Raw genomic sequence first — 21,598 nt, forward strand, 5'->3', positions numbered from 1 at the left:
CCTCACCGTTCTCCGGCGGACACGTCGTTCTTCTCATACAGCGACAGGAACAGGCTTTCCAGTGAAGGCGGTTCGACCGTCAGCGATCGCAGGCCGCAGGCGGTCAGCGCTGACATCACCGGACCGATCTGATCCGAGTCCACGGTCGCACTCAGTCGGAGCCCGCCGGAGTCGTGGTCGTGCGAATCGATATCGTGCACCTCGGCGTTGTGCAGTTGCGCCACGAGGTCCGGGCTCGGCGCCGAATCCAGCTCGGCACGAACGGAAGTGCGGGTGTGACCCCGCAGCTCTGCCAAGGAGCCGGTCGCCACGACGGCCCCGTCGCGGATGATGCTGAGCCGGTCCGCCAGGGTCTCCGCCTCGGCGAGGATGTGACTCGACAGCAGCACGGTGGTACCGCGGGCGGTGGCCTCCCCCACGACCTCCTGGAAGACGTTCTCCATCAACGGGTCCAGGCCCGACGTCGGCTCGTCGAGGATGAGCAGCTCGACATCGGATGCCAGCGCCGCCACGATCGCGACCTTCTGCCGGTTTCCCTTGGAGTACTGCCGTCCACGTTTGGAGGTGTCGAGCTCGAACCTGGAAACCAGGTCGGCCCGGCGCCCCTCGTCGAGTCCGCCGCGCATCGAGCCGAGCAGATCGATCATCTCCCCGCCGGTCATCGTCGGCCACAACGCGACGTCGCCGGGTACGTACGCCAGCCGGCGGTGCAGCTCGACGACGTCACGCCAGGGGTCGCCGCCGAGGAGTCGGACCTCTCCCCCGTCCGCGCGCAACAGACCCAGCAGGACCCGGATCGTCGTCGACTTGCCCGCGCCATTGGGCCCGAGGAAGCCGTGGACCTCCCCTCGCGCGACCTCGAGGTCGAGTCCGCGAAGCGCCTCGAACCTACCGAACGACTTACGCAGACCCCGGACGTCGATGGCGGGCTCGGTTCTCTGCGGGTTCTCGGAACGTTCGACGCTCATGCGTACCTCCGGCTCGACACGACGTGATGATCGTTCCACAGCGACTGTTGCAGCGGAGAAGGTTTGACCGTCGTCGCCGGCGGGGCACACTGCCGCCATGGCGATCAAGAAGAACGACACCGTCCGCTGGAACACCTCTCAGGGCGAGACCGAGGGCACTGCGGAAGAGAAGCGCACCAAGGAATTCACCTTCGAGGGGCAGAAGTTCAAGGCCAGCGAGGACGAGCCGTACTGGATCGTCAAGTCGTCGAAGACGGGCTCGAAGGCCGCCCACAAGGAGTCGTCTCTGTCGAAGAAGTAGGCCGGCACACGCAGGTCCGAACACCCCTATACCTAGAACTGCTATGCTCCTAGCAGTTCTAGGTATAGGAGTGCTATGTATATCGAGAAGGACTTGGTGGCGGCGTCCGCGACCCCGCTGGTGCTGGGAATTCTCGCCGAGGGCGAGTCCTACGGGTACGCCATCCTCAAGCGGGTCAGAGTGATGTCCGGTGGTCGGATGGAGTGGACCGACGGCATGCTCTATCCCCTCCTGCACCGTTTGGAGCGCGCCGGCCACGTCGAGGCGAGCTGGGGCAAGGCCGAGACCGGGCGGCGTCGCAAGCACTACTCGATCACTGCATCGGGGTTGGCCGCGCTCGCCGAGCGGAGGTCGCAGTGGGAGGTCGTGGCCGACGCGCTCGACCAGGTGTGGCGGACGGTCGCCCTGCCGCCGGCCGCGGAGGGCCTGGCATGACCGCGGAGACCGAGCTCGAGAGCCAGATCGACCGATGGCGCGGATACGTTCTCCGACACCAAGCCATCGCCACCACCGACGCCGACGAGATGGAAGACCACCTCCGCGGGCAGATCGCCGACCTCGCCGCCGGTGGCCTCGACGACGACGAAGCGTTCCTGGTCGCCGTCAAGCGTATGGGCCGCGTCGATGCGCTGTCGCGTGAGTTCGCCCGCGAGCACTCCGACCGGTTGTGGAAGCAGCTGGTGCTGACCGCGGAACCATCCGGCGATCTGGGCCGACGACGTCATGAACTCGGAGTCGTGATCGGCCTCGTCGTCGCGGCCGCCACGACCGTCCGCGTCGCCGTCGAGGTCATGCCGGAATGGGTGCTCGTCCGCAATGCCGCGTTGCTCGTACTTCCTTTCATGGCACTGTATTTCGGTTGGAAGCGCCGCGTCTCGGCGCGAACCGCGCTCACGGTGATCGGTGCATTCGTCGTGACCGGAATCGTCGTCAACGTCTACCCGTTCGTCGACGACGGCACCACCCAGGCCATCGTCGCGATCCACGCGCCGATCGTCCTGTGGTTCCTCATGGGGGTGACCTACGTCGGTGGCCGCTGGACGTCCGGACCGCGTCGGATGGACTTCATCCGGTTCACTGGCGAATGGGTCGTGTATGCAACGCTTCTCGGCCTCGGTGCGGGAGTCCTCACCGGCCTGACCGCGGGGGCATTCGGTGCGCTCGACATCGACGTCGACACCGTGATCTCCCAGTGGCTGGCGCCCATCGCCGCGCCCGGCATCGTGCTGCTGGCGGCATGGCTGGTGGAGGCGAAGCAGAGCGTGGTCGAGAACATCGCACCGGTGTTGACGAAGGTCTTCACGCCCGTCACCGCGGTGATGCTCGTCGTGCTGCTGATCGCGATGGTGACCAGTGGCGACGTCGTGGACGTCGACCGTGAACTGTTGATCCTGGTGGACCTGATCCTCGTGGTCGTGCTCGGCTTGCTGCTGTACGCGATCTCGGCGCGCGATCCGCATCTGCGCCCGGAACTCTTCGACCGCTTGCAGCTGATTCTGGTCGTGACCGCACTCGCGGTCGACGCGGTGATGCTGACGATCATGGCGTCGCGGATCGCGGAGTTCGGGTTCACGGCCAACAAGACGGTGGCGCTCGGTCTCAATCTCGTCCTGCTGGTGAACTTGTCGTGGGCGGCGTACCTGCTCTTCGGTTTCGTCCGCCGCCGCCGCGGGTTCGATGCGACAGAGCGGTGGCAGACCGACTACCTGCCGGTGTTCGCACTCTGGGCGGCCGCGGTCGTCGTCGTGGTACCGATGCTGTTCGATTTCGCCTGACCGCACCAAAATGCCGCGCCGACTAGGCGGCGCCGGGAGCGAAGCGGGCGGGCCGAATACATGCGAGCCGCGTAGACTCCGCGACCATGGCGATCGTCAACCGAGGGTTCGTGGGGCGCCGCGACCGCGACGCGCGGCGTCTCCCTCCCGGTCAGTACACGACACTCGATTTCCCGGTCCTGTCCGCGGAGCCGACACCCGCGATCGTTCCGAATGACTGGATGCTGGCCGTGCAGTCCGCGGACCACCGGGCCGCCACGTTCACATGGGACCAGTTCCAGGAACTTCCGCACGACGACATCACCACCGACATCCACTGCGTCACGCGGTGGTCGAAATTCGACACCCGGTGGCGGGGGGTCTCGTTCGACACTTTGCTGCAGGCGCTGCCGTGGGAACCGGCCCCGTTCGTGATGGCGCACTGCCACGGCGGGTACACCACCAACGTGCCGCTCGCCGATCTCGTCGACGGCCGCGGGTGGATCGCCGACACCTATGACGGCGAACCCCTGTCCGCCGAGCACGGCGGCCCGGCTCGCCTCCTCGTGCCCCACCTGTACTTCTGGAAGAGCGCCAAATGGGTTCGGCGACTTCGTTTCATGGCCGAAGACGCGCCTGGATTCTGGGAGGAACGCGGGTACCACATGTACGGCGACCCCTGGCGCGAACAGCGCTACTCGTGACGACCTGGCATCTCACGACGGTCACCGCGGTCGTCGACCTCACTCCCACCGCGCGAGCGCTGCGCCTCGCTCTCCCCGAAGCAGTGCATGCGTTGCCCGGCCAGCACGTCGACATCCGGTTGACCGCCGAGGACGGCTACTCCACCGCGCGCGCCTACTCGCTGTCCGACGTCCGCGAGACCCGGTCGATCGAGGTGACCGTCGAACGACTCGAGGACGGTGAGGTGTCGCCCTACCTCGTCGACATGGTGGAGGTCGGCGACCCGTTGGAGATCAGCGATCCGCACGGATACTGGTTCACCTGGCCGTCCGGCGACGACCGTCCCGTCCAACTGATCGGCGGTGGCTCCGGGATCGCGCCACTCATGTCGATGATCCGCAGCCGCGAGGTCGAGGCGCCGCAGACCCCCTTCTCCCTCGTGTACTCGGTCCGCAGTCCCGAACGCGTCTACTACCGCGATGAGATCCGGCAGTTGATCGCGCACCGCCGCATGGATGTTCACCTGATCCACACCCGGGTGGCACCCGACGACGCGACGCGGCCCGCGGGACGTGTCACCGCCGACGAACTCGCCGCGCTGACCATGGATCCGGCCACTTCGCCGACCGTGTTCATCTGCGGTCCGAACCGGTTCGTCGAGAACTGCGCACAGTGGATGGTCGAGGCCGGACACGACCGCACCCGCATCCGGACCGAGCGATTCGGTGAGTGACCCCGCGACGCTTCGACGATTTTCCCAAGCAAGTGCTTGATCGGCACGTAGCGTAGCGGCATGACCTCTGTGTACGACTTCACCGCCACCGGCATCGACGGCGATCCCGTCGAACTCTCGCAGTTCCAGGGCTCTCCCCTGCTCATCGTGAACACCGCCTCGCAGTGCGGGTTCACCCCGCAGTACCGCGGTCTGGAGGCACTGCACCGGGATTACGCCGACAAGGGTCTGCGAGTGCTCGGCTTCCCGTGCGATCAGTTCGGGCACCAGGAGCCGGGCGATGAGGAGGAGATCAAGAACTTCTGCTCGCTGACCTACGACGTGACCTTCCCGATGTTCGCGAAGGTCGATGTGAACGGACCCGACGCCCACCCGCTGTTCGCGTGGTTGCGGGACCAGAAATCCGGCGTGCTCGGCGGCCGGATCAAATGGAACTTCACCAAGTTCCTCATCGGACGAGACGGGTCCGTCGTCGCGCGATACTCGCCGACGACCAAGCCGGAGAAACTCGCCGGATCCATCGAAGAACAGCTGTGATGGAGACGCCCGTGAGCACCGACAGCACCATCAGCCGAAGCGGTTCGTTCGTCCGCGTGACGATCGCCTACGTGCTGGCCTTCGCGGTCGCCGCCGCCTGGCTAGTCTGGGGTCCGGCCACCGCCTACCTCTGGCTCGACACCTTGATCGCCGATCTGCTCGCCACCCTCGTGATCTTCGCGTTCAGCCGGTTCTACGGGAATTCGAGCTTCTACGACGCCTATTGGAGCGTCGTGCCGCCCGCGCTGTTCGTCTACTGGTGGGCCGCCGGCGACGTCGGGATCGACGCTGTGCACTGCTGGGTCATCGCCGTCGTCATCGGTGCCTGGGCGATCCGTCTGACCGCGAACTGGGCGATCGGCTGGCCGGGTCTCCACCACGAGGACTGGCGGTACCCGATGCTGAAGTCCGGGGCCGGACGCGCCGAACTGCCCGTCGACCTGATGGCGATCCACGTCTTCCCCACGATCCAGGTGTTCCTCGGCATGATCCCGATCTACGTCACGGTCACTCATACCGGCGGCGTGCTCGCGTGGCTGACGGCGGTTGCGGCCGTCGTCGGACTCGCTGCGACGGCGCTCGAGTACGTCGCCGACGGGCAGCTGCGACGGTTCGCCGCACGTAAGACACCGGGCGCCGTCCTCGACACCGGCGTGTGGGCGTGGTCGAGGCACCCGAACTACTTCGGCGAGGTCCTGTTCTGGGTGTCGATGGCACTGTTCGGGCTCGCCGCCTCGCCCGGTGACTGGTGGTGGCTGTTCGTGGGCGCGGTCTTGATGCTGGCGATGTTCCTCGGCGCGAGCATCCCCATGATGGAGAAGCGCAGTCTGGAGCGGCGCCCCGGTTACCAGGACGTCATCGACCGGGTGCCGCGCTTCGTCCCCCGACCCCCGCGCTCGGCCGCACATCCGCCGGATCAGGTCACTGCGTGAGCCGACCACGCGTCGTCGTCGCCGGTCTCGGTGATTCCGGGGTGCTGACCGCGATCCATCTCGCCCGGCATGCCGACGTCGTGGGCATCTCGTCGAAGCCGGGGCTGGTCAGCGGGCAGGAACTCGGGCTGCGGATCAGCCGGCCCGATGCGTGGGCGCGCGACTACCGGATTCCGTTCGGGCGCTTTCGGAAGCTCGACGACATCCGGACCGTCCACGGCACACTGACGGGTGCCGACCTCGGTGACCGCACCGTCACCGTCGTCGACGCCAACGGCTCCGAGAGGGTCGAGCGTTTCGACGCGCTGGTCGTCTCCACCGGCGTGCGGAATGGGTTCTGGCGACATCCGGAACTGCAGTCGGAAGCCGACGTCGACGCCGAGTTGCGCTCGGCTCATGCGCGGTTCGCTGATGCCGAGACCATCGCGGTGATCGGTGGCGGTGCGGCGGCGGTGAGTGCCGCCGCCAACCTGGCGCAGACCTGGCCGGGCAAGCGAATCGACCTGTATCACCCGGGCGAACGTGCTCTGCCGCAGCATCATCCGCGGACATGGGCCATCGTCCTTGCGCGGTTGCGCCGGCTCGGCGTCGGCGTGCACGGCGGCCATCGTGCGGTCGTGCCCGACGGATTCGGCTGCGACGAGATCACTCCGGGGCCGGTGAACTTCTCGACAGGGCAGTCGCCGGTGGAGGCCGATGCAGTGCTCTGGGCCATCGGCCGGGTGAGACCGAACACGGAGTGGCTTCCGCGGGAGGTGCTCGATCCGTCGGGCTTCGTGCGCGTGACGGCCGAACTGCGCGTACCCGGTGCGGATCTCGTCTACGCGATCGGCGACGTCGCGGCGACCGACGACCTCCGCAGTTCCGCTCGGAATCGTGCCGATCGTCTGCTCGCACACAACATCCGGTCCGACCTCACCGGGCGGCCGGGCCGTGCGCGGCGCTACGCTCCCCCACGGCGGCGTTGGGGTTCGGTGCTCGGTGTCCAGGCCGACGGTCTGCAGGTGTTCGCGCCCAACGGGCGACCGTTCCGATTCCCGGCGTGGTCGGTCGACACGATCCTGCAACCGTGGATCGTCCGTCGCGGAATCTACGGCGGCATCCGGAAGCGGTGAGTGCACGGGTGCTTTTCCGGGCGGGCGGGCGGCGGTCCGCGCATACACTCGGCCCATGAGCAACGAACCGTTCTCTGCCAATCCATCCGGACAGCCGCCGACCCCGGGCGGGCCCGGACAGACGCCCTCCGGTGCGTACCCGACGGGAGCGGTGCCTCCCGCCGCGCCGCCACCGGAAGCCTCCCAGTATTCCGCCGGAGCCACGCCCGGCGTCGCGCCGACCGACTCGACGACCGATGGGACGACCCCGGTCAAGCCGACCGCCGCCGAACGCGCGAACTCCGTGGTGAAGAAGGTGGTGATCGGGCTCGTCATCGCCGCGCTGCTGGTCGTCACCTACTTCATCCTCGAGGCGTTCCTGCCGCGCTGGTGGGCCGGTCAGATCGGGCAGCGCGTCGAAGGATCGTTCAGCCGCGGCATCGGCACCGGCCTGGTTCTCGGCATCGTGTGCACCTTTTTGCCCGTGCTGTTCTTCACGTTGGCGTTCGTCAACCGCAGCCGCATGAAGAACGTCCCGACGATCATGTTCGCCGTTCTCGGCGTGCTCGTCGCGATCCCCAACCTGCTGACCCTCACGGTGGTCGCCGGCGGTGGGAACGGCGCGCATGCCGGCGAGCGCATCTTCGACGTCGAAGCGCCCGGCTTTCGCGCCGCCACCGCGTGGGGCGTGATCATCGGTGTCGTTCTGGCGATCGGCGTCGGCTACTTCATCTGGCGTTACCAGCGCCGCGGACGTCAGCTCCGCGAGATCAAACACCCACCCACAACAGATCGGAAGTAGATACATGACCGAGCAGCGGATCGTCGTGGACATCGACGACGCCGGTGTCGCCACGGCGACGCTCAACCGGGCCGACAAACACAACGCGCTCGATCCGGCGATGTTCAATGCGCTTATCGACGTGACGGGCACCCTCGCCGAGGACAACCGCGTCCGGGCTGTGGTGGTACACGGTGCGGGCAAGAGTTTCTGTTCCGGCCTGGACGTGTCGAGCCTGGGTCAGGGTGGCGGGGTGAACTCGCTGCTGGAGCGCGAACCGGGCGTGCTCGGCAACCACGCGCAGCGGGTGTCACTGGACTGGGGCCGCATCCCGGCACCGGTGATCGCGGCCATCACCGGCAACTGTTTCGGCGGTGGCCTGCAGATCGCGCTGGGCGCCGACATCCGCTATTCGACCCCCGACGCGCGCCTGTCCATCATGGAGGTCAAGTGGGGACTGGTGCCCGACATGGGCATCACCCAGACCCTCCCGCGACTCGTGTCCGCCGATGTGGCAAAGGAACTCACGTTCACCGGACGCATCGTCGACGGCGCCGAGGCCCAACGACTCGGGCTGGTCACCCGCGTCGTCGACGATCCGCTCACCGCCGCACTGGATCTCGCGCACGAGATCGCATCGAAGTCGCCGCACGCGGTCCGTGCCGCCAAGCGTCTCTACGACGAGTCGTGGGCGGGCAGGGATCCGGCCGCGGCGCTGATGCTGGAGAGCGAACTCCAGGTCGGACTGATGGGATCCCCCAATCAGATGGAGGCGGTACACGCCGGGATGGCGCGACGCGAAGCGCGCTTCGCCGACCCGGAGTGATCGGAAGCCCGTGGTGGCTCGTCGCTTTCGCTCTTGCGCCCCCTCTGCTTCCAAATCCGTGAGAACGACCTAACCCCTGCTCCCTGAGGTGCGAGGAGCGCAAGCGACCCACCCCCGCTCCCTGAGGTGCGAGGAGCGTTAGCGACGAGCCACGAAGGGCCTGGTGAGATGCGTCGCCAAACCCTTCGTGGCTCGCTTCGCTCGCACCTCAGGGAGCATAGAAATCGGACGCTCACCTCAGGGAGCATAGAAATCGGACGCTCACCTCATGGAGCGGGCGGTGATCAGTTCGACAGACCGGCGTCCTTGCTGCCGTAGGCATCTCGGAGCCGTGGCTTGACGACCTTCCCCCCGGCGTTGCGTGGGAGTTCGTCGATGATCACCAGGTCCTTGGGGTGCTTGAACCGCGCGAGGTTCTCGTTGAGGTGCGGCTCGAGATCGGCGAGGGTGAGGTCCTCGACGCCTTCGGCGAGCACGACCACGGCGACCGGCACCTCGCCCCACTTCTCATCTGCGCGACCGATGATCGCGGCCTCGGTGATGCTCGGATGGCTGAACAGGACGTTCTCGACTTCGGCGCAGTAGATGTTCTCGCCGCCCGAGATGATCATGTCCTTGGCGCGGTCGACGACGTAGAGGAAACCCTCTTCGTCCTGGCGCACCAGGTCGCCCGAGTGGAACCAGCCGCCGCGGAAGGCTTCTGCGGTCGCCTCGGGCTTGTTCCAGTAGCCGATCATCATGTTGGGTCCGCGATACACGATCTCGCCGACCCCACCGGGTTTGACGTCGTTCATCAGCGGATCGACGATGCGCGCGGTTACCGCCGGGACGACCTTGCCGATCGATCCGAGCTTGCGCAGTGCATCCTTGCCCTCGAGGATCGTCGTCACCGGTGACATCTCGGTCTGACCGAACGCGGTCATGTTGGCGGCCTCCGGGAAGGATTCGTTCATCGCGTTCAGCACGGTGTCCGACGCCGGGGCCGCGCCCCAACTCATCGTGCGCAGCTTGAGCTTCCGGGGGCGCGCCTTCTGCGCCGCACACACGGCCTGCCACTGAGCCGGGACCATGAAGACCGACGTGACGCCCTCGCGCTCCAGCGTGTCGAGCATGGTGTCGGGATCGAACGCGCCGAGCGGGTGGAGCACCGCGCGGATCCCGCGGTAGAAGATCGGTGCGAAGCCGCCGATCCCCGCGATGTGGAACAGCGGCGGCACGATCGAGGCGACGTCATCGGAACCGGACTGTGCCCCGGCCGTGGCGATCGTCGTCACCGCCTGCGCCTGGATGTTCTGATGGGTGAGCATGGCGCCCTTGGGTTTTCCGGTGGTGCCCGAGGTGTACATGATGGCGGCGACGGTGTCCTCGGGCACGTCGACCTCCGGCAGCTCCGACGCGCCCTCGGCCAGCAGGGTCTCGAAGTCGAGATGGTCGGCGTTGTCGCTGCCGTCGACGACGATGATGGTCTCGATCTGACCGGTCGACCCGGCGACCGCGTCCGCGATCGGCGCGAGGAGGGTCTCGGTGACGACGACCTTCGTACCGCTGTCGGTGACGAGGTAGGCCACCTCGGCGGGGCTCATGCGGATGTTGACCGGTACCGGGATGGCGCCGATGAGAGTGGCCCCGAGAATCGCCTCGATGTACTCGGTGCGGTTGAGCAGGGCCATCATGACCCGATCACCGAACTGGACACCCCGCCGGTGGAGTGCGGCCCCGAAGGCGCGCGACCGGTCGTCGAGTTCCTTCCAGGTCGTGTTCTTGTCGAGGTAGGTGATCGCCGTGTTGTCCGGGGTCATCATGGCGTGCCGGCGGACCTGGTTGTTCCAGTGATTGCGGCGCGAGCGGTACGGCTCGGTGGTCAGATCGTTCGTGACCTCGGCACTTGCAGTCATGACTGCCTCCATTCGTCGAGCGGGGCTCGACCCGTTGTGAAGCCCTCGGTGAGGGTCCGGCACAGTTGTGTCCCGAGTCACACATTAGGTCGTCCGTGTTGCCAGAATCAGGCATTCCCGCCGTTTGGTGACACCAGGCCGGCGCCACCCTCGACCGTGCGTCGTTTTCCGTCGGGCTCGCGACGATCCCTAAACAACCTCGCGCGCACGTCGTCGCAGATACTCTCGCGCTCGCTCGTCGCCGGTGAGCTCGGCGGCCCGCTCGAAGTGCTCACGCGCCGCGTCGGAGTGCCCGGCCCGAACCAGCAGATCTGCCTTCGCCGCGTGGAACGGGCCGAAACCCGCGGCGTCACCGCCCAACTCGTCAAGCAGGGATAGCCCATCTGCGGGAGAGCTCGCCCGCCCGACGATCGTAGCGTGGGCGATTCGCGCACCAAGCGTCGGCGCCACGGCCATGAGCGCGGACGACAGCGACTGTAATGCGGCCCAGTCGACGACACCGGTGCGTGCGCGGTCGGCATGGACCGACTGCATGGCAGCTTCGAGCTGGAACCGACCGTGCGGCCGGCCGAACGCCGATGCGCGTCGAAGCATCGCTTCCCCGTCCCGGATGAGCGCGGCATCCCAGGTGGCCGGATCCTGCTCCTCGAGCGGGATGAACGGGCCGGTCCGTGCCGGCGCCCGCGACAACGACAGCGCGATCAGTGCAGCGAGACCCCACGCCTCGGGATCGTCGAGCAGCGCGGCGAGCGTGACGGCCAGGTGCAGCGACTCCCCCGCCATCGATTCGACGGTGTCGGGATCGGTCCCGTCGGCGTCGTTCCATGCGATCGCGAAACACCCATAGACCGCTTCCAGCACAGCGGGGAGTCGCTCCGGCATCGCCGCGCGGTCGGGAACGACGAACGGTATCCGGGCGTCGCGGATCCGGCGTTTGGCGCGCACGAGGCGCTGCGACATCGTTGCCGGGGCGACCGTGAAGGCGGTCGCGATGTCGGCGGCCTCGAAGCCGAGCACCGACTGCAACATGAGTGGCGTGCGGGCGGCGGCGTCGATGGCCGGATGCGCACAGGTGAACAACAATTCGAGCCGCTTGTCGGGAATGGCGTCGGGGTCCACATCGTCGAAGGGGGTCACTGTGGTTGCTCCGGGAGAGATGGTGTCGTCGAGGATCTTCGACGTACGGTGCGCCGCCGACTTCCAGACGTCGCGCAGCTGGTTGCGTGCGACCGTGAGCAGCCAGCCTTCCGGGTTCGCGGGTACACCATCTGACGGCCACGAGGTGAGTGCACGTTCGAAGGCGGTGGCCAGTGCATCCTCCGCGAGAGCGAGATCCCCCGACGCGGCGGCGAGAAGCGCCACCAGCCGCGAATACGACTCGCGGGCAGCATGTTCGGCGGCGGTGTGCGCTTCTCGTCGGGTCATGCGTTGGGTGTCCACGCACCATCGACGGTGTAGGTCGCGCCGGGCCTGATCTCCACGACACCCCACTCGATCGGCGGTGCCTGACGCGCCCACTCGATTGCGGCGTCGAGATCGTCGACATCGATGACGACGGTTCCGCCGAGCTGCTCCTTGGTGTCGGCGAAGGGGCCGTCCTGAACGACGAGCCGGCCGTCGACCTTGCGCAGCGTCGTCGCGACGTCCGAGTGCTGTAGGACTTCGGCACTCACGAGCACGCCGGCGTCTTGGAGGGCCGTCGTGTAGGCGGCGAAGGCGGCTTGTCCCTGAGCGATCGCTTCCTCACCGAGGGTCGACGCGTCCATCTCCGGGTAGTGCAGCAGCAGCGAGTAATGCATGATCTGGCCTCTCGTTCAGCGGGCCGCTCGTCGGTCCGTGTGCAGTGATGACGAGCGTGCCGGACGCCATTCGACACATTCGGCCCGTCGTTCTTCGATTACCGCTGCCCTAATTCGAAGGAAGCGCATAACTCCTGCTCCCTGAGGTGCGAGGAGCGCAAGCGACGAGCCACGAAGGGCCCGGCGAGACAAGTTGCCACACCCTTCGTGGCTCGCTTCGCTCGCACCTCAGGGAGCATTCCTTTGGGACGTTCACGAGTGTTTTATTTGTCACGATGGCCGCCAGGCCGCAGGTACTGAGGAGGCCCGGAGCTTGCGGAGGGCCGTGTCCCCCCGTTCCCTGAGGAGGCCCGGAGCTTGCGGAGGGCCGTCACGAAGGGTCATCACAAAACGCCACCACTAACGAAGCCGGTCAGCGCGGGCCGCGGCGTCGGGCCACATCGCAGGGCATGGGAGACCGGGTACCGTCGCGAGCTCGAAGTGCCACCACTCGTTGGCGAAGGTTCGGCACAGACCCCAGCGGTAACCGGTTCGTTCGAGCCAAGCGGCGCCTTCCCGGGGGCCGACGTCGATGGCGTGGCCGCTCACATGTGGCGACTCCTCCGCCGGCAGGACCCACCGTCGAGCGGCTTCCGGGCTGCCATAGGTCGCGATCGCATCGCGCCACATCTGACGCTGCTCCGCGTCTGTCCGCTTACCGGACGTAATCCACAGCGAGACCCCCTGTGCCCGTGCGCTGTTCGACGCCTGCTGGTACGCCACCGCCAGCGCTGGATCGAGGCCGGCGGTGGGCGGCGCGGCATTCGCCGGTACGCCGCCGAGTCCGGATAGCAGCAGGGCCCCGAGTAGGGCGGTACAGATGACCGTGATTCGCCGGGCCGCGATGTCGATGAACCTCATGACCGCAGTAAACCGTACGACCGACGCCTATCGCATCGAACCGTCGGAGCTATTACCGTTTACTGCGGGTGGGCCGCATGCGAGCCTGTGGAGGGTCGGAAAAATGAAGAAGCGTCTGGTGGTCTGTTGCGACGGCACGTGGAAGTCGTCGAAAGACCCACGAATTTCGAATGTCGAGAAGATCGCCCGAGCCGTCACCACCGATGCCGACGACGGCGCTGTGCAGCTGGTCCATTACGTCAACGGCGTGGGAACCGGGTCGGGCTGGTCTGACCGCGTCATCGGCGGGGCGTTCGGTCGCGGCCTCGATGCCAACCTGATCGATGCCTACCGATTCCTCGCTCTGAACTACGAGCCCGGCGATGAGATCTTCGTCTTCGGGTTCAGTCGCGGCGCATACACTGCACGGAGTCTCGGGGGCATGATCTGGCACATCGGCCTTGTCACCCCGCTCGAACTCGCGCAGCACCCAACCGAGAACCTGTTTGAAACAGTCCTGCGGTACTACCGGATGAAGCGGGAGGATCGTCCGGCGAAGACCCCAGGCGCCCCGGTGCCGGTTGAGTTCATCGGGGTCTTCGACACCGTCGGTGCGCTCGGCGTTCCCGGCATCACCCGCGTCAAGCACAAGTTCCACGACGTGAAGCTCGGCAAGAACGTCGCAGTGGCCAGGCAGGCGCTCGCCATCGACGAACGTCGGCTGACATTCGATCCCTGTGTCTGGGAAGTCGACAAGGCAGATGAGGGCGAGATCGACGTCAAACAGGTGTGGTTCGAGGGGGTCCACTCCGACATCGGCGGTGGTCTGGCGGTCACTGAACCCTCGGAACTGAGTCTGTCCTGGATGGTGCGCGAGGCGGAGCTTGCGGGCCTGCAGTTCTGCTACAAGCGATTTACGCCTATCAGCTTCCCCATCGACCCGTCGAACGAGAAGTACGCGACCAACAAGTCGATGAACGCTGCCTACCGCATCGTCAACATCTTCAAGCTCGCGTTCGGCCCGCTGCGGATGCGCGGAGAAACCGTGCGTCACAAGGGTCAGTCGCGATTGCTCGAGGCGAGCAAGAATGATCCGGCAAGGCCGCTGTACATAGCCGCGCCCGCGCTTACTCGGTGGACTGACGACATCGGGTCACGCAAGAAGAGGGCGACGAACATCGGCGCGTGGGAAGAGCTGGTCAAGGACCTATCGGTCCGCGCGGTCGACATTCCTCCGCTCGAGGCGCCGGTGACTACCCGACAACCGGCATCCCCCGCGTCAGAGTCGCTGCTTCCACAGCAATAGTCACTGCGGGTCAACGTCTTTCGTTGCAGCGATCTGGATCAGATTGCCGCACGTGTCGTCGAAGACCGCTACGACCGCAGGTCCGATATCGGTCGGTTCCTGGGTGAACTCCACACCGAGGTCGCGTAGCCGCTCGTACTCGGCCTGCACATCGTCGACGGCGAACTGCGCCAACGGGATTCCGTCTTCGATGAGCGCGTCACGGTAGGGCTTGACCGCGGGGTGGCCAGACGGTTCGAGAAGAAGTTCCATCCCCTCGGGATCGTGAGGGGAGACCACCGTCAACCACCACGTGTTCTCCCCCATTGGAATGTCATGGCGAGTCGTGAATCCGAGTATCTCGGTGTAGAACTCGTGTGCCTTGCGCTGGTCGTCGACGAAGACAGACATCAGTGTCATTCTCATGGCAGGTCCTTTCGAGGGGCAGGCCACCGCTCGGCGATCTCGCCAAGCGGTGTGGGGTCGAAGTAGTGGAATTTGGAGCGTCCGCGTTTCTCGGTGTGGACGAGCCCGGCCGTTTCCAGGACGCCGAGGTGCTGGGAGATCGCCTGTCGGCTCAGGGTGAGCCCACGCCGGGACGTGAGGCGACCGCAGATCTCGAATAGCGTCTGGCCGTCCCGTTCGACCAGCTCGTCGAGGATTGCCCGCCTCGTCGAGTCATCGAGTGCATGGAACACGTCGGCCACACCTGATAATAGGCAAGTCGCTACTTGCATGTCAATGGTGGACGCATCGCTCCCGCCTTTGCTCCCTGCACCGATAGGACCGACCCCCCATGCTCCCTGAGGTGCGAGGAGCGTAGCGACGAGCCTCGAAGGGCTTGGTAAGGCGCCTCGCGATGACCCTTCGTGGTTCGTCGCTACGCTCCTCACACCTCAGGGAGCGAAGGGATCTGCCTCAGAGGCTGTGGGTGGCTCGCCTCGCCCCTTTGTGGCCTACGCCCGGGCACTCCCGAGGTACGCCTCCTCGATCCGCCCGATGTCACCGGCAAGCGACGCCGCGGAGTCCGTCAGAGCGATGTCCCCGTGGACTAGCACGATCGCCCGATCCGCGATGCCGAGCGCCAGCCGAACATGCTGTTCGACTAGAACCACTGCGGTGCCCTCGGTGTCGGCGACATCCCGCAGGACGGGCAGGATCGACTCGACGACGATGGGCGCGAGTCCCATGCTCAGTTCGTCGATCAGCAGTACTTTCGGCTGCTGCAACATCGCGCGTCCGATCGCCAGCATCTGCTGCTCTCCCCCGGACAGCTCGCCCGCGGCAACCTTGAGCCGCGCACGGAGGGACGGGAAGTGGTCGAGCACCCGGTCGACGGCGTCGGTCCGAGCCGCCCCGCGTCGGCGAATGGCCAGCTGGAGGTTCTGCCGGGTCGTGAGTCGCTTGAACAGCGACCGGTCGTCCGGAACCAGGACGAGTCCGGCACGCACGGCCGCGCGCGCATCCCCCGCCCGAACCGCGTGACCGCCGACGCTGACCTCGCCGTCGAGTCGCGGAAGCAGACCGGCAAGGGTGGTGAGCAGCGTCGTCTTTCCGGCCCCGTTCGGTCCGAGCAGAGCGACGATCTCCCCTCCTTCGACGGACAGGTCGAGACCGTGGACACAGGCATTGCCGCGCGAGTACCCGGCGTCGAGGCCGCGGCATTCGAGGACCGTCACGGCGTCATCTCCTTGGTCGTCGAATGGGTCTCGGAGACAGTTGCATTGGGTGGCGAAGGATCGTCGGACTCCGCGGTCCCCGCGACCGCCGACGACGGCGTGCCGAGATAAGCGTTGACGACTGTCGGTGAGCGTCGAATCTCGTCCGGGGTGCCTTCGGCGATGACGGCTCCGAGGTCGAGGACGATGACCCGGTCGCACAGGCTCAGTACGAGATCCATGTCGTGGTCGACGAGGACCATGGAAACCCCGTGTGCCCGTGCGGCCCGCAACCTGTCGCCCAGCCATCGACTCTCAGTGCTGTCGAGTCCGGCGGCCGGTTCGTCGAGCAGCGCAGCTTCCGGCTGGCCGGCGAGAACGCGAGCCACCGCGACGAGCTGACGCTGACCTTGCGAGAGATCAGCGGCCACAACATTACTGAGGTGGCTGATCTCCAGCATCCGCAGGACGGTGCGGACGTTCTCGGCGGTATCCCCCGGCGCACGGCGCGCGGCGATCGCCAGGTTCTCGGCGACCGACAGCTCACCGTAGAGCTCGATGTCCTGGAAAGTTCGGCCGAGCCCTTCGCGGCTGCGTCGATGTGGTGCAAGGCCGTTGAGGGTCGTGCCGCCGAGAGTCACCGTTCCGGACGCGGTCGCGAATCCGCTGATGGCGTCGATCAGAGTCGTCTTGCCGGCGCCGTTGGGTCCGATGAGGCCGACGATCTCGCCGGAGCGGAGGTCGAAGCTGACGCCATCGACGGCGGTCACCGCCCCGTAGCGCACCGTGACGTCGCGAGCCGAGAGCAGAACCTTGCCACTGGGCGGTGTGACCGGCGGAGTCGGCGCGGCCTGAGCGTCGTCGTGAGCCGATTGTGGTGCACGACGTCGAGCCGGCATCGGGATCTTGTGCAGATACCCGATCACGCCGTCGGGACTCGTGACGACGGTGAGCACCAGCAGGACTCCGCTGACCAGCATGTAGTAGTCGCCGAACGACGCGTACTTGTCCGCAGCGAAGTACATCAGCCCACCAGGCGCGATGATGCCGGCGAGGACGGCTCCGGAGATCGAGGTGACGCCGGCGATGTAGAAGACCGCGAAGAGTCCGATCCCGGCGAAGACGGCGTAGCTGCCTGCGGTCGCGAGGGTCTGCTGGTACGCCAGCAGCGATCCGCCCAGTCCGGCGAGGAACGATGCGATAGCGAAGGCGATGAGTTTGGTTGCGCCGACGTTGATCCCGGCCGCGGCTGCGGACCGTTCGTTGGCGCGCACGGCCAGCATCGACGCGCCGAGTCCGCTGCGACGGAGAAGTGCCACCGCGTACGCCACCAGGGTCAGCACCACGAGGCACAGGATGCCGAAGGCGATCCGCGGATATCCCTCACCCGCACCAATTCCCAGATCGATGCCGAACAATGACGGGGATTCGACAGGCGCACCCTGCAATCCGCCGTTGAGCGACGGGTTGCGGAACCAGAACGCCTCGCAGAACACGGCGAGGGCGAGCGTCGCGACCATGAGCGGTAACCCGCGCACCCGAAGAGCGGGCAGACCGACGATCACGCCGATGACCATCGCCGCGCAGGCTGCGAGCAGCGGGGCGAGCGGGAACGGGATGTTGAGGTCGTTGGTGAGTCGGCTGAGCGCGTAGGCGCCGACGCCGGCGAGCGTCAGTTGCGCCAGTGACACCTGGCCCGCGTACCCGGTGACGACGACCTGGGACAGCGCGATGATGGCGTAGATCATCGTGGCGATCACGGCGAGCCGGAGACTGCCGGAGGTGGTGACGAGTGCCAGTACCGCGACGACGACACCGACGATCCCGGGGATCACCAGACGGTTCGGACGCGGTGACCGGCCGAGGTCGTTGCGGGTGACCGCTCCACGGCCCGGCAATGGACGCCCGCGGATGAGGAGAAAGCCGATGATGAGGATCAGCGGGACCGCTTCGGCCACACCGGCGTCGGGCATCCAGTCCCAGGTGGTCTGGAGTTTCGTGGCCTCGGACTGCAGCATGCCGATGACGAGTCCGGCGCCGACCGTGATCGAGATCGCGGTGAAATTGCCGACCAGCGCCGCCGCGAGGGCCGGCACGATGAACATGGTGTAGGCCACGGGATTGAGTGGAACGATCGGGGCGATGAGCACGCCGCCGAGTCCGGCGGTGGCCGAGGACAACGCCCAGTTGGCGACCGCGATCCGGTCCGGTGAGAGGCCGGTGACGAGTGCACCCTTCTCGGATTCCGCGGCCGCCTCGGTCGCCACGCCGAAGCGGGTATAGCGCAACACGAGTCCCGCGCAGATCGCGAGTCCGACGATGACCACGGCCAACATCAGACGGTCTGTCGGAACGGCACTGGAGCCGATCGTGAATGTGTCGACCTTGAAGATGGGTCCGACGCTGGGCGCGTTCTCGCCGACCCGCAGCGCGATGAGCGCCTGGATGACCAGCATCAGACCGATCGCAGCGACCGCCTTGGCCAGCGCCGGGGCGGCCCGCATCGGCCGGAACACCAGTAGGTAGAGGAGAACACCGAGGATCGCGGCGACGACCACGGAGATGAGCAGCGCTGCAGCGACTCCCAGTTCGGAGCCGAGTGAGATGGTCGCCGGGAAGCCTGGGATGGGGTTGAGGAGTTCCCCCTGGCGCAGAAAGGCGTACGTGTAGGCGGCGTACAGCGCCACCGCGCCGGTCGCGAAGTTGACGACGCCGGAACTCTTGAACGTCATCACCAGCGCGAGGCCGAGAGCGGCGAAGACGGCTCCGTTGCCGAGGCCAAGGACCAGGAAGGCGAGATGGTCGGTCATGGAACTCCCACTGGGAAGTGCGGGGATCGGGGGCCGCGCGGACGCGACCCCCGATCTGGAGCGGAACTAATTGTTGGTGACGACGGTGTTCTCGAGCTTGGCGTCGGCGGTCACGTCACTGACCAGGATCGCCTTGCTGCACAACGACGTCAGCGGCGGGAACGCCTTGCCGTCGCAGGTGAAGGTGATGCCGGGTGCGGCCGGGAGCGGGACGTTCTTGGCCTGTGACAGCGCGGTGGTGAACGCTTGGGCGTCGACAGTGCCCTCGAGACCGTTCAGCTCGCCGAGCGCAGTCATGACCTGATAGCCGATGTAGGCGAGACCGGCCGGATCGGTGTCGGGTGCGTATTGCGCCATGACGCTGCGGTATTGGGTGACGCTCGGATCGTCGGAGCTGAGGTTGACCGTGGTGAACGCCTTGGCGCCGGAGACCGCTTCGTTGCCGACGGCGTCGAGGACGGGCTTGTCGAGGCAGCTGGCGATCAGGTACTTCGAAGCGTCGGGTGCGACGGTCTGGAGGGTCTTGAGGACCGAGATGCACTGGCGGGTGTCGCCGAGGATGCTGACGGCATCCGGGTTGTCGGCGAGGCCGGCGGTGATCTGCGGGGTCAGGTCGGCGGCGCCGACCGGCACGGTGACGACGTTGAGTGTGACGCCGGCACGCTGGAACATCGGGTCGCCCAGGGCTTTCACCGACGCAGCCGCATCACCGGAGTCGCCGATGATCAGGGTGACCTTCTTGAGTCCGTCCTTGGCGGCGGTCGCGGCCTGTCCCGCGAGGACGGCGACGATTCCGCCGGACAGCATGAACGAGCCGGGGGTCGCCATCTCGGCCTGGGACACCGGAGCCTGTGCGACGAACGGGATCTTGGCGCCGGCGATGATCGGCAGCATGACCGCACCCTGCGCGCCCAGCGGCGAGACCACAACCGAAACCTGCTGCTCCACCATCTGATTCGCGCACTTGGTGGCCGAGGCGGGTTCTTCCTGCTGCTTGCACACCACCAGTTCGATCTGGTGACCGCCGATGCCGCCGCCGTTGTTGTTCAGGTATTCGACGGCGGCTTCGCTGCCCTCGCGCACCATCGGCGTGGTCACGGCACCGCCCTCGGGCACGATCAGGCCGACCTTGACCGGGTCGCCGGTGGCCGGGTTGCTGGGGAGCTGGCTGGTCTCGCCGGCGGTGGAGCTCTCCGAGCTGTCGTCGGCGCAGGCCGTCAGCGCTCCGAGCGCGAGCACCCCGGAACAGCCGATCACCGTCGCGGTCCGAAGCACACGCCTGAGTGCACTGGGTGATTTCATGCGATCCCCTTCGATCGTGATTCGACAAGTCACCGCCCCGCTGCGGAGACGGACGAAATGTCGGGTTTGCTGACTCGGTGGCGACTGTAACCCGCAGGTCGCGGTCGTCAGTTGGATTCGAAATATTCTGTCCTGCAATGAGTCTCGGCTCGGTTGACGGCCGGTGCGCATGGCAGCACAAGCCGTCGGTCCGGCGCCGGAAGATCCCCCCGCGGTCGACTCGCGTGACGTCGTCTGATGGATCGACGACTTCACACTGGACTCAGAGGAAAAAGTTAGACGCCCATCCAAACTTTGGGGGCGGAATGCAAGAATTGGTCGGTCGGGGTCGCCCCGCCCGTACGGAAGGCACCACTGTGACCGAAGCTCCGGCCATGGGCCGGCGGGAACGCAACAAGCAGCAGACGCGCGAACGCCTGCTGATCGCTGCGCGTGAACTGCTCGCCTCCGAGGGGAGCGCCGCGACGGTCGAGTCGATCGCTGAGCGCGCCGAGGTGTCGCGGGCGACGTTCTTCAACTACTTCCCGAGCAAAGACGACCTGCTCACCGATCTGTACGCCCAGCTGATGGGCACGTTTTCGCACGTCGTCGACGCGATGCTCGAGAAGCCGCTGAGTACGTACGAGCGCGTGGTGGGTGTGTTCGTCGACTTCGCTCGTTCGTCGGTCGCCGACCCGGACTACATGCGGACGGTGACCAGCGAGATCGAACGGATCTCGTCGATGTCGGGGACACTCGGCGAACGCAGCCACGTGTTCACCTCAGAGGTGCTGCGGCTCATCGAGCGCGGCGTCGAACAGCAGGATGTACGGACCGATCATCCGCCGGAGTTCCTCGCCCAGATGGTCGCGGCGATCTACGTCTCCAGCATGCGGTACTTCCAGATCGACCCCGGCTTCGAGGTGAGCGAGAGTTTCGAACGCGCCGGACGTTATGCCGCGGAGTCGCTGCTGCCGCGGTAGGCGCCGGTCAGTCTTCTTCGCCGGGTTGCGCGACGTGGGTCTCCCATCGCTCGCGACGTTCGTCGTCGGTCTGTTCCCACCACGGGGTCCCGCGCTCCCCTAGCGCAACCTTCGCCGCCTGCACGCCCTGGCGTGATTCGGGTGCGCCCTTCGTCCGCTTCACGTCCCGACGCCACGCCATGAGAATCGACTGCAGTTCGGACCGCCTCTCGTCCGGGATCAGCGGGTCCGTCGCCCGCCACTTGCGGCCCTTCACGATGATGTGGTGGCCGTCGGGGGTGTGTTCGGGCTCGGACATGGTTTCCACGGTGCCACGCCGTTTTGCCGCCCTGTGTGACCGGGATCTCGTTTGGTGTCTCACCTGCGGTGTCGCGGGTGTCTGAAGCGAGCTCTCAGGG

The 21,598-nt window shown here is 66.6% G+C and carries 23 protein-coding genes; 12 read left to right on the forward strand and 11 right to left on the reverse strand.

What is annotated here, in order from left to right:
• Nucleotides 1-2: 2 nt before the first annotated feature.
• Complete coding sequence (locus KB201_RS20415) at nt 3-968, reverse strand: ABC transporter ATP-binding protein (protein WP_058250599.1); 966 nt, start codon at nt 966-968, stop codon at nt 3-5.
• Between the two features lie 97 nt (nt 969-1,065).
• Between KB201_RS20415 and KB201_RS20420 the strand changes: the two genes are divergently transcribed.
• From KB201_RS20420 to KB201_RS20465, 10 genes are all read left to right on the forward strand, one after another.
• On the forward strand, nt 1,066-1,269 hold the full coding sequence (locus KB201_RS20420) for a DUF2945 domain-containing protein (RefSeq protein WP_004018570.1): 204 nt from the start codon (nt 1,066-1,068) through the stop codon (nt 1,267-1,269).
• Between the two features lie 75 nt (nt 1,270-1,344).
• A complete protein-coding gene (locus tag KB201_RS20425; protein ID WP_211540235.1) occupies nt 1,345-1,704 on the forward strand; it encodes a PadR family transcriptional regulator in 360 nt (119 codons plus the stop codon).
• Nucleotides 1,701-3,044: a permease prefix domain 1-containing protein gene (locus tag KB201_RS20430; protein ID WP_211540237.1), complete on the forward strand. Its 1,344-nt coding sequence runs from the start codon at nt 1,701-1,703 to the stop codon at nt 3,042-3,044. The genes KB201_RS20425 and KB201_RS20430 overlap by 4 nt, the downstream gene beginning before the upstream one ends.
• A gap of 86 nt (nt 3,045-3,130) precedes the next feature.
• Nucleotides 3,131-3,727, forward strand: coding sequence for a sulfite oxidase-like oxidoreductase (locus KB201_RS20435; protein WP_058250515.1), 597 nt, complete (start codon nt 3,131-3,133; stop codon nt 3,725-3,727).
• On the forward strand, nt 3,724-4,440 hold the full coding sequence (locus tag KB201_RS20440; RefSeq protein ID WP_211540239.1) for a ferredoxin reductase: 717 nt from the start codon (nt 3,724-3,726) through the stop codon (nt 4,438-4,440). The genes KB201_RS20435 and KB201_RS20440 overlap by 4 nt, the downstream gene beginning before the upstream one ends.
• Nucleotides 4,441-4,500: 60 nt before the next feature.
• Nucleotides 4,501-4,977 (forward strand): glutathione peroxidase, encoded by a 477-nt coding sequence (locus tag KB201_RS20445; protein ID WP_058250513.1) that lies wholly within the window; start codon nt 4,501-4,503, stop codon nt 4,975-4,977.
• A complete protein-coding gene (locus KB201_RS20450) occupies nt 4,977-5,909 on the forward strand; it encodes a DUF1295 domain-containing protein (protein ID WP_211540241.1) in 933 nt (310 codons plus the stop codon). The genes KB201_RS20445 and KB201_RS20450 overlap by 1 nt, the downstream gene beginning before the upstream one ends.
• Nucleotides 5,906-7,024 carry an FAD-dependent oxidoreductase gene (locus tag KB201_RS20455; protein WP_211540243.1) on the forward strand — a complete coding sequence of 373 codons (1,119 nt, stop codon included), beginning with the start codon at nt 5,906-5,908 and terminating at the stop codon, nt 7,022-7,024. Before KB201_RS20450 ends, KB201_RS20455 begins: the two co-directional genes overlap by 4 nt.
• A gap of 55 nt (nt 7,025-7,079) precedes the next feature.
• Nucleotides 7,080-7,805, forward strand: coding sequence for a hypothetical protein (locus tag KB201_RS20460; protein ID WP_058250511.1), 726 nt, complete (start codon nt 7,080-7,082; stop codon nt 7,803-7,805).
• A gap of 4 nt (nt 7,806-7,809) precedes the next feature.
• Nucleotides 7,810-8,610 (forward strand): crotonase/enoyl-CoA hydratase family protein, encoded by an 801-nt coding sequence (locus KB201_RS20465; protein WP_058250510.1) that lies wholly within the window; start codon nt 7,810-7,812, stop codon nt 8,608-8,610.
• 284 nt (nt 8,611-8,894) lie between these two features.
• Here the strand turns inward: KB201_RS20465 and fadD5 are convergent, their stop codons facing one another.
• The 4 genes from fadD5 to KB201_RS20485 form a co-directional block, all read right to left on the reverse strand.
• Nucleotides 8,895-10,505 carry a fatty-acid--CoA ligase FadD5 gene (gene fadD5 / locus KB201_RS20470; RefSeq protein WP_058250597.1) on the reverse strand — a complete coding sequence of 537 codons (1,611 nt, stop codon included), beginning with the start codon at nt 10,503-10,505 and terminating at the stop codon, nt 8,895-8,897.
• 189 nt (nt 10,506-10,694) lie between these two features.
• Nucleotides 10,695-11,930 (reverse strand): RNA polymerase sigma factor, encoded by a 1,236-nt coding sequence (locus KB201_RS20475; protein WP_058250509.1) that lies wholly within the window; start codon nt 11,928-11,930, stop codon nt 10,695-10,697.
• Nucleotides 11,927-12,304, reverse strand: coding sequence for a YciI family protein (locus KB201_RS20480; RefSeq protein WP_058250508.1), 378 nt, complete (start codon nt 12,302-12,304; stop codon nt 11,927-11,929). The genes KB201_RS20475 and KB201_RS20480 overlap by 4 nt, the downstream gene beginning before the upstream one ends.
• A gap of 399 nt (nt 12,305-12,703) precedes the next feature.
• The gene (locus KB201_RS20485) at nt 12,704-13,204 is read right to left on the reverse strand and encodes a M15 family metallopeptidase (protein WP_211540245.1); all 501 of its coding nucleotides are present in this window, start codon (nt 13,202-13,204) and stop codon (nt 12,704-12,706) included.
• A gap of 103 nt (nt 13,205-13,307) precedes the next feature.
• On the opposite strand from KB201_RS20485, the gene KB201_RS20490 reads away from it, so the two are divergent.
• The gene (locus KB201_RS20490; RefSeq protein ID WP_211540278.1) at nt 13,308-14,489 is read left to right on the forward strand and encodes a DUF2235 domain-containing protein; all 1,182 of its coding nucleotides are present in this window, start codon (nt 13,308-13,310) and stop codon (nt 14,487-14,489) included.
• On the opposite strand, the gene KB201_RS20495 is transcribed toward KB201_RS20490, so the two are convergent.
• The 5 genes from KB201_RS20495 to KB201_RS20515 form a co-directional block, all read right to left on the reverse strand.
• Nucleotides 14,490-14,894, reverse strand: a complete 405-nt coding sequence (locus tag KB201_RS20495; protein WP_211540247.1) for a VOC family protein — start codon at nt 14,892-14,894, stop codon at nt 14,490-14,492. It lies immediately after the preceding gene.
• Nucleotides 14,891-15,205, reverse strand: a complete 315-nt coding sequence (locus KB201_RS20500) for a helix-turn-helix transcriptional regulator (protein WP_211540249.1) — start codon at nt 15,203-15,205, stop codon at nt 14,891-14,893. The genes KB201_RS20495 and KB201_RS20500 overlap by 4 nt, the downstream gene beginning before the upstream one ends.
• Before the next feature lie 219 nt (nt 15,206-15,424).
• On the reverse strand, nt 15,425-16,147 hold the full coding sequence (locus KB201_RS20505; protein ID WP_211540251.1) for an ABC transporter ATP-binding protein: 723 nt from the start codon (nt 16,145-16,147) through the stop codon (nt 15,425-15,427).
• On the reverse strand, nt 16,144-18,936 hold the full coding sequence (locus KB201_RS20510) for a branched-chain amino acid ABC transporter permease/ATP-binding protein (protein WP_211540254.1): 2,793 nt from the start codon (nt 18,934-18,936) through the stop codon (nt 16,144-16,146). Before KB201_RS20510 ends, KB201_RS20505 begins: the two co-directional genes overlap by 4 nt.
• A gap of 66 nt (nt 18,937-19,002) precedes the next feature.
• Complete coding sequence (locus tag KB201_RS20515; RefSeq protein WP_211540256.1) at nt 19,003-20,238, reverse strand: ABC transporter substrate-binding protein; 1,236 nt, start codon at nt 20,236-20,238, stop codon at nt 19,003-19,005.
• A 356-nt stretch (nt 20,239-20,594) separates the two neighbouring features.
• Between KB201_RS20515 and KB201_RS20520 the strand changes: the two genes are divergently transcribed.
• Nucleotides 20,595-21,200 (forward strand): TetR/AcrR family transcriptional regulator, encoded by a 606-nt coding sequence (locus KB201_RS20520; protein WP_211540258.1) that lies wholly within the window; start codon nt 20,595-20,597, stop codon nt 21,198-21,200.
• Between the two features lie 7 nt (nt 21,201-21,207).
• Here the strand turns inward: KB201_RS20520 and KB201_RS20525 are convergent, their stop codons facing one another.
• The gene (locus KB201_RS20525; protein ID WP_211540259.1) at nt 21,208-21,498 is read right to left on the reverse strand and encodes a hypothetical protein; all 291 of its coding nucleotides are present in this window, start codon (nt 21,496-21,498) and stop codon (nt 21,208-21,210) included.
• Nucleotides 21,499-21,598: the final 100 nt, after the last annotated feature.

Origin of the sequence: Gordonia sp. SCSIO 19800, assembly GCF_018132775.1 — a bacterium.
GTDB lineage: Bacteria > Actinomycetota > Actinomycetes > Mycobacteriales > Mycobacteriaceae > Gordonia > Gordonia hongkongensis.

Excerpts from the sequence above, each read along its gene's own strand:
- KB201_RS20435 (WP_058250515.1), top strand. The coding sequence starts at position 3,131 with ATGGCGATCGTCAACCGAGGGTTCGTGGGGCGCCGCGACCGCGACGCG.
- KB201_RS20445 (WP_058250513.1), top strand. The coding sequence starts at position 4,501 with ATGACCTCTGTGTACGACTTCACCGCCACCGGCATCGACGGCGATCCC.
- KB201_RS20465 (WP_058250510.1), top strand. The coding sequence starts at position 7,810 with ATGACCGAGCAGCGGATCGTCGTGGACATCGACGACGCCGGTGTCGCC.
- KB201_RS20430 (WP_211540237.1), top strand. The coding sequence starts at position 1,701 with ATGACCGCGGAGACCGAGCTCGAGAGCCAGATCGACCGATGGCGCGGA.
- KB201_RS20425 (WP_211540235.1), top strand. The coding sequence starts at position 1,345 with ATGTATATCGAGAAGGACTTGGTGGCGGCGTCCGCGACCCCGCTGGTG.
- fadD5 (WP_058250597.1), bottom strand. The coding sequence starts at position 10,505 with ATGACTGCAAGTGCCGAGGTCACGAACGATCTGACCACCGAGCCGTAC.
- KB201_RS20495 (WP_211540247.1), bottom strand. The coding sequence starts at position 14,894 with ATGAGAATGACACTGATGTCTGTCTTCGTCGACGACCAGCGCAAGGCA.
- KB201_RS20485 (WP_211540245.1), bottom strand. The coding sequence starts at position 13,204 with ATGAGGTTCATCGACATCGCGGCCCGGCGAATCACGGTCATCTGTACC.
- KB201_RS20510 (WP_211540254.1), bottom strand. The coding sequence starts at position 18,936 with ATGACCGACCATCTCGCCTTCCTGGTCCTTGGCCTCGGCAACGGAGCC.
- KB201_RS20415 (WP_058250599.1), bottom strand. The coding sequence starts at position 968 with ATGAGCGTCGAACGTTCCGAGAACCCGCAGAGAACCGAGCCCGCCATC.
- KB201_RS20460 (WP_058250511.1), top strand. The coding sequence starts at position 7,080 with ATGAGCAACGAACCGTTCTCTGCCAATCCATCCGGACAGCCGCCGACC.
- KB201_RS20475 (WP_058250509.1), bottom strand. The coding sequence starts at position 11,930 with ATGACCCGACGAGAAGCGCACACCGCCGCCGAACATGCTGCCCGCGAG.
- KB201_RS20450 (WP_211540241.1), top strand. The coding sequence starts at position 4,977 with ATGGAGACGCCCGTGAGCACCGACAGCACCATCAGCCGAAGCGGTTCG.
- KB201_RS20525 (WP_211540259.1), bottom strand. The coding sequence starts at position 21,498 with ATGTCCGAGCCCGAACACACCCCCGACGGCCACCACATCATCGTGAAG.
- KB201_RS20490 (WP_211540278.1), top strand. The coding sequence starts at position 13,308 with ATGAAGAAGCGTCTGGTGGTCTGTTGCGACGGCACGTGGAAGTCGTCG.
- KB201_RS20515 (WP_211540256.1), bottom strand. The coding sequence starts at position 20,238 with ATGAAATCACCCAGTGCACTCAGGCGTGTGCTTCGGACCGCGACGGTG.
- KB201_RS20500 (WP_211540249.1), bottom strand. The coding sequence starts at position 15,205 with ATGCAAGTAGCGACTTGCCTATTATCAGGTGTGGCCGACGTGTTCCAT.
- KB201_RS20420 (WP_004018570.1), top strand. The coding sequence starts at position 1,066 with ATGGCGATCAAGAAGAACGACACCGTCCGCTGGAACACCTCTCAGGGC.
- KB201_RS20480 (WP_058250508.1), bottom strand. The coding sequence starts at position 12,304 with ATGCATTACTCGCTGCTGCTGCACTACCCGGAGATGGACGCGTCGACC.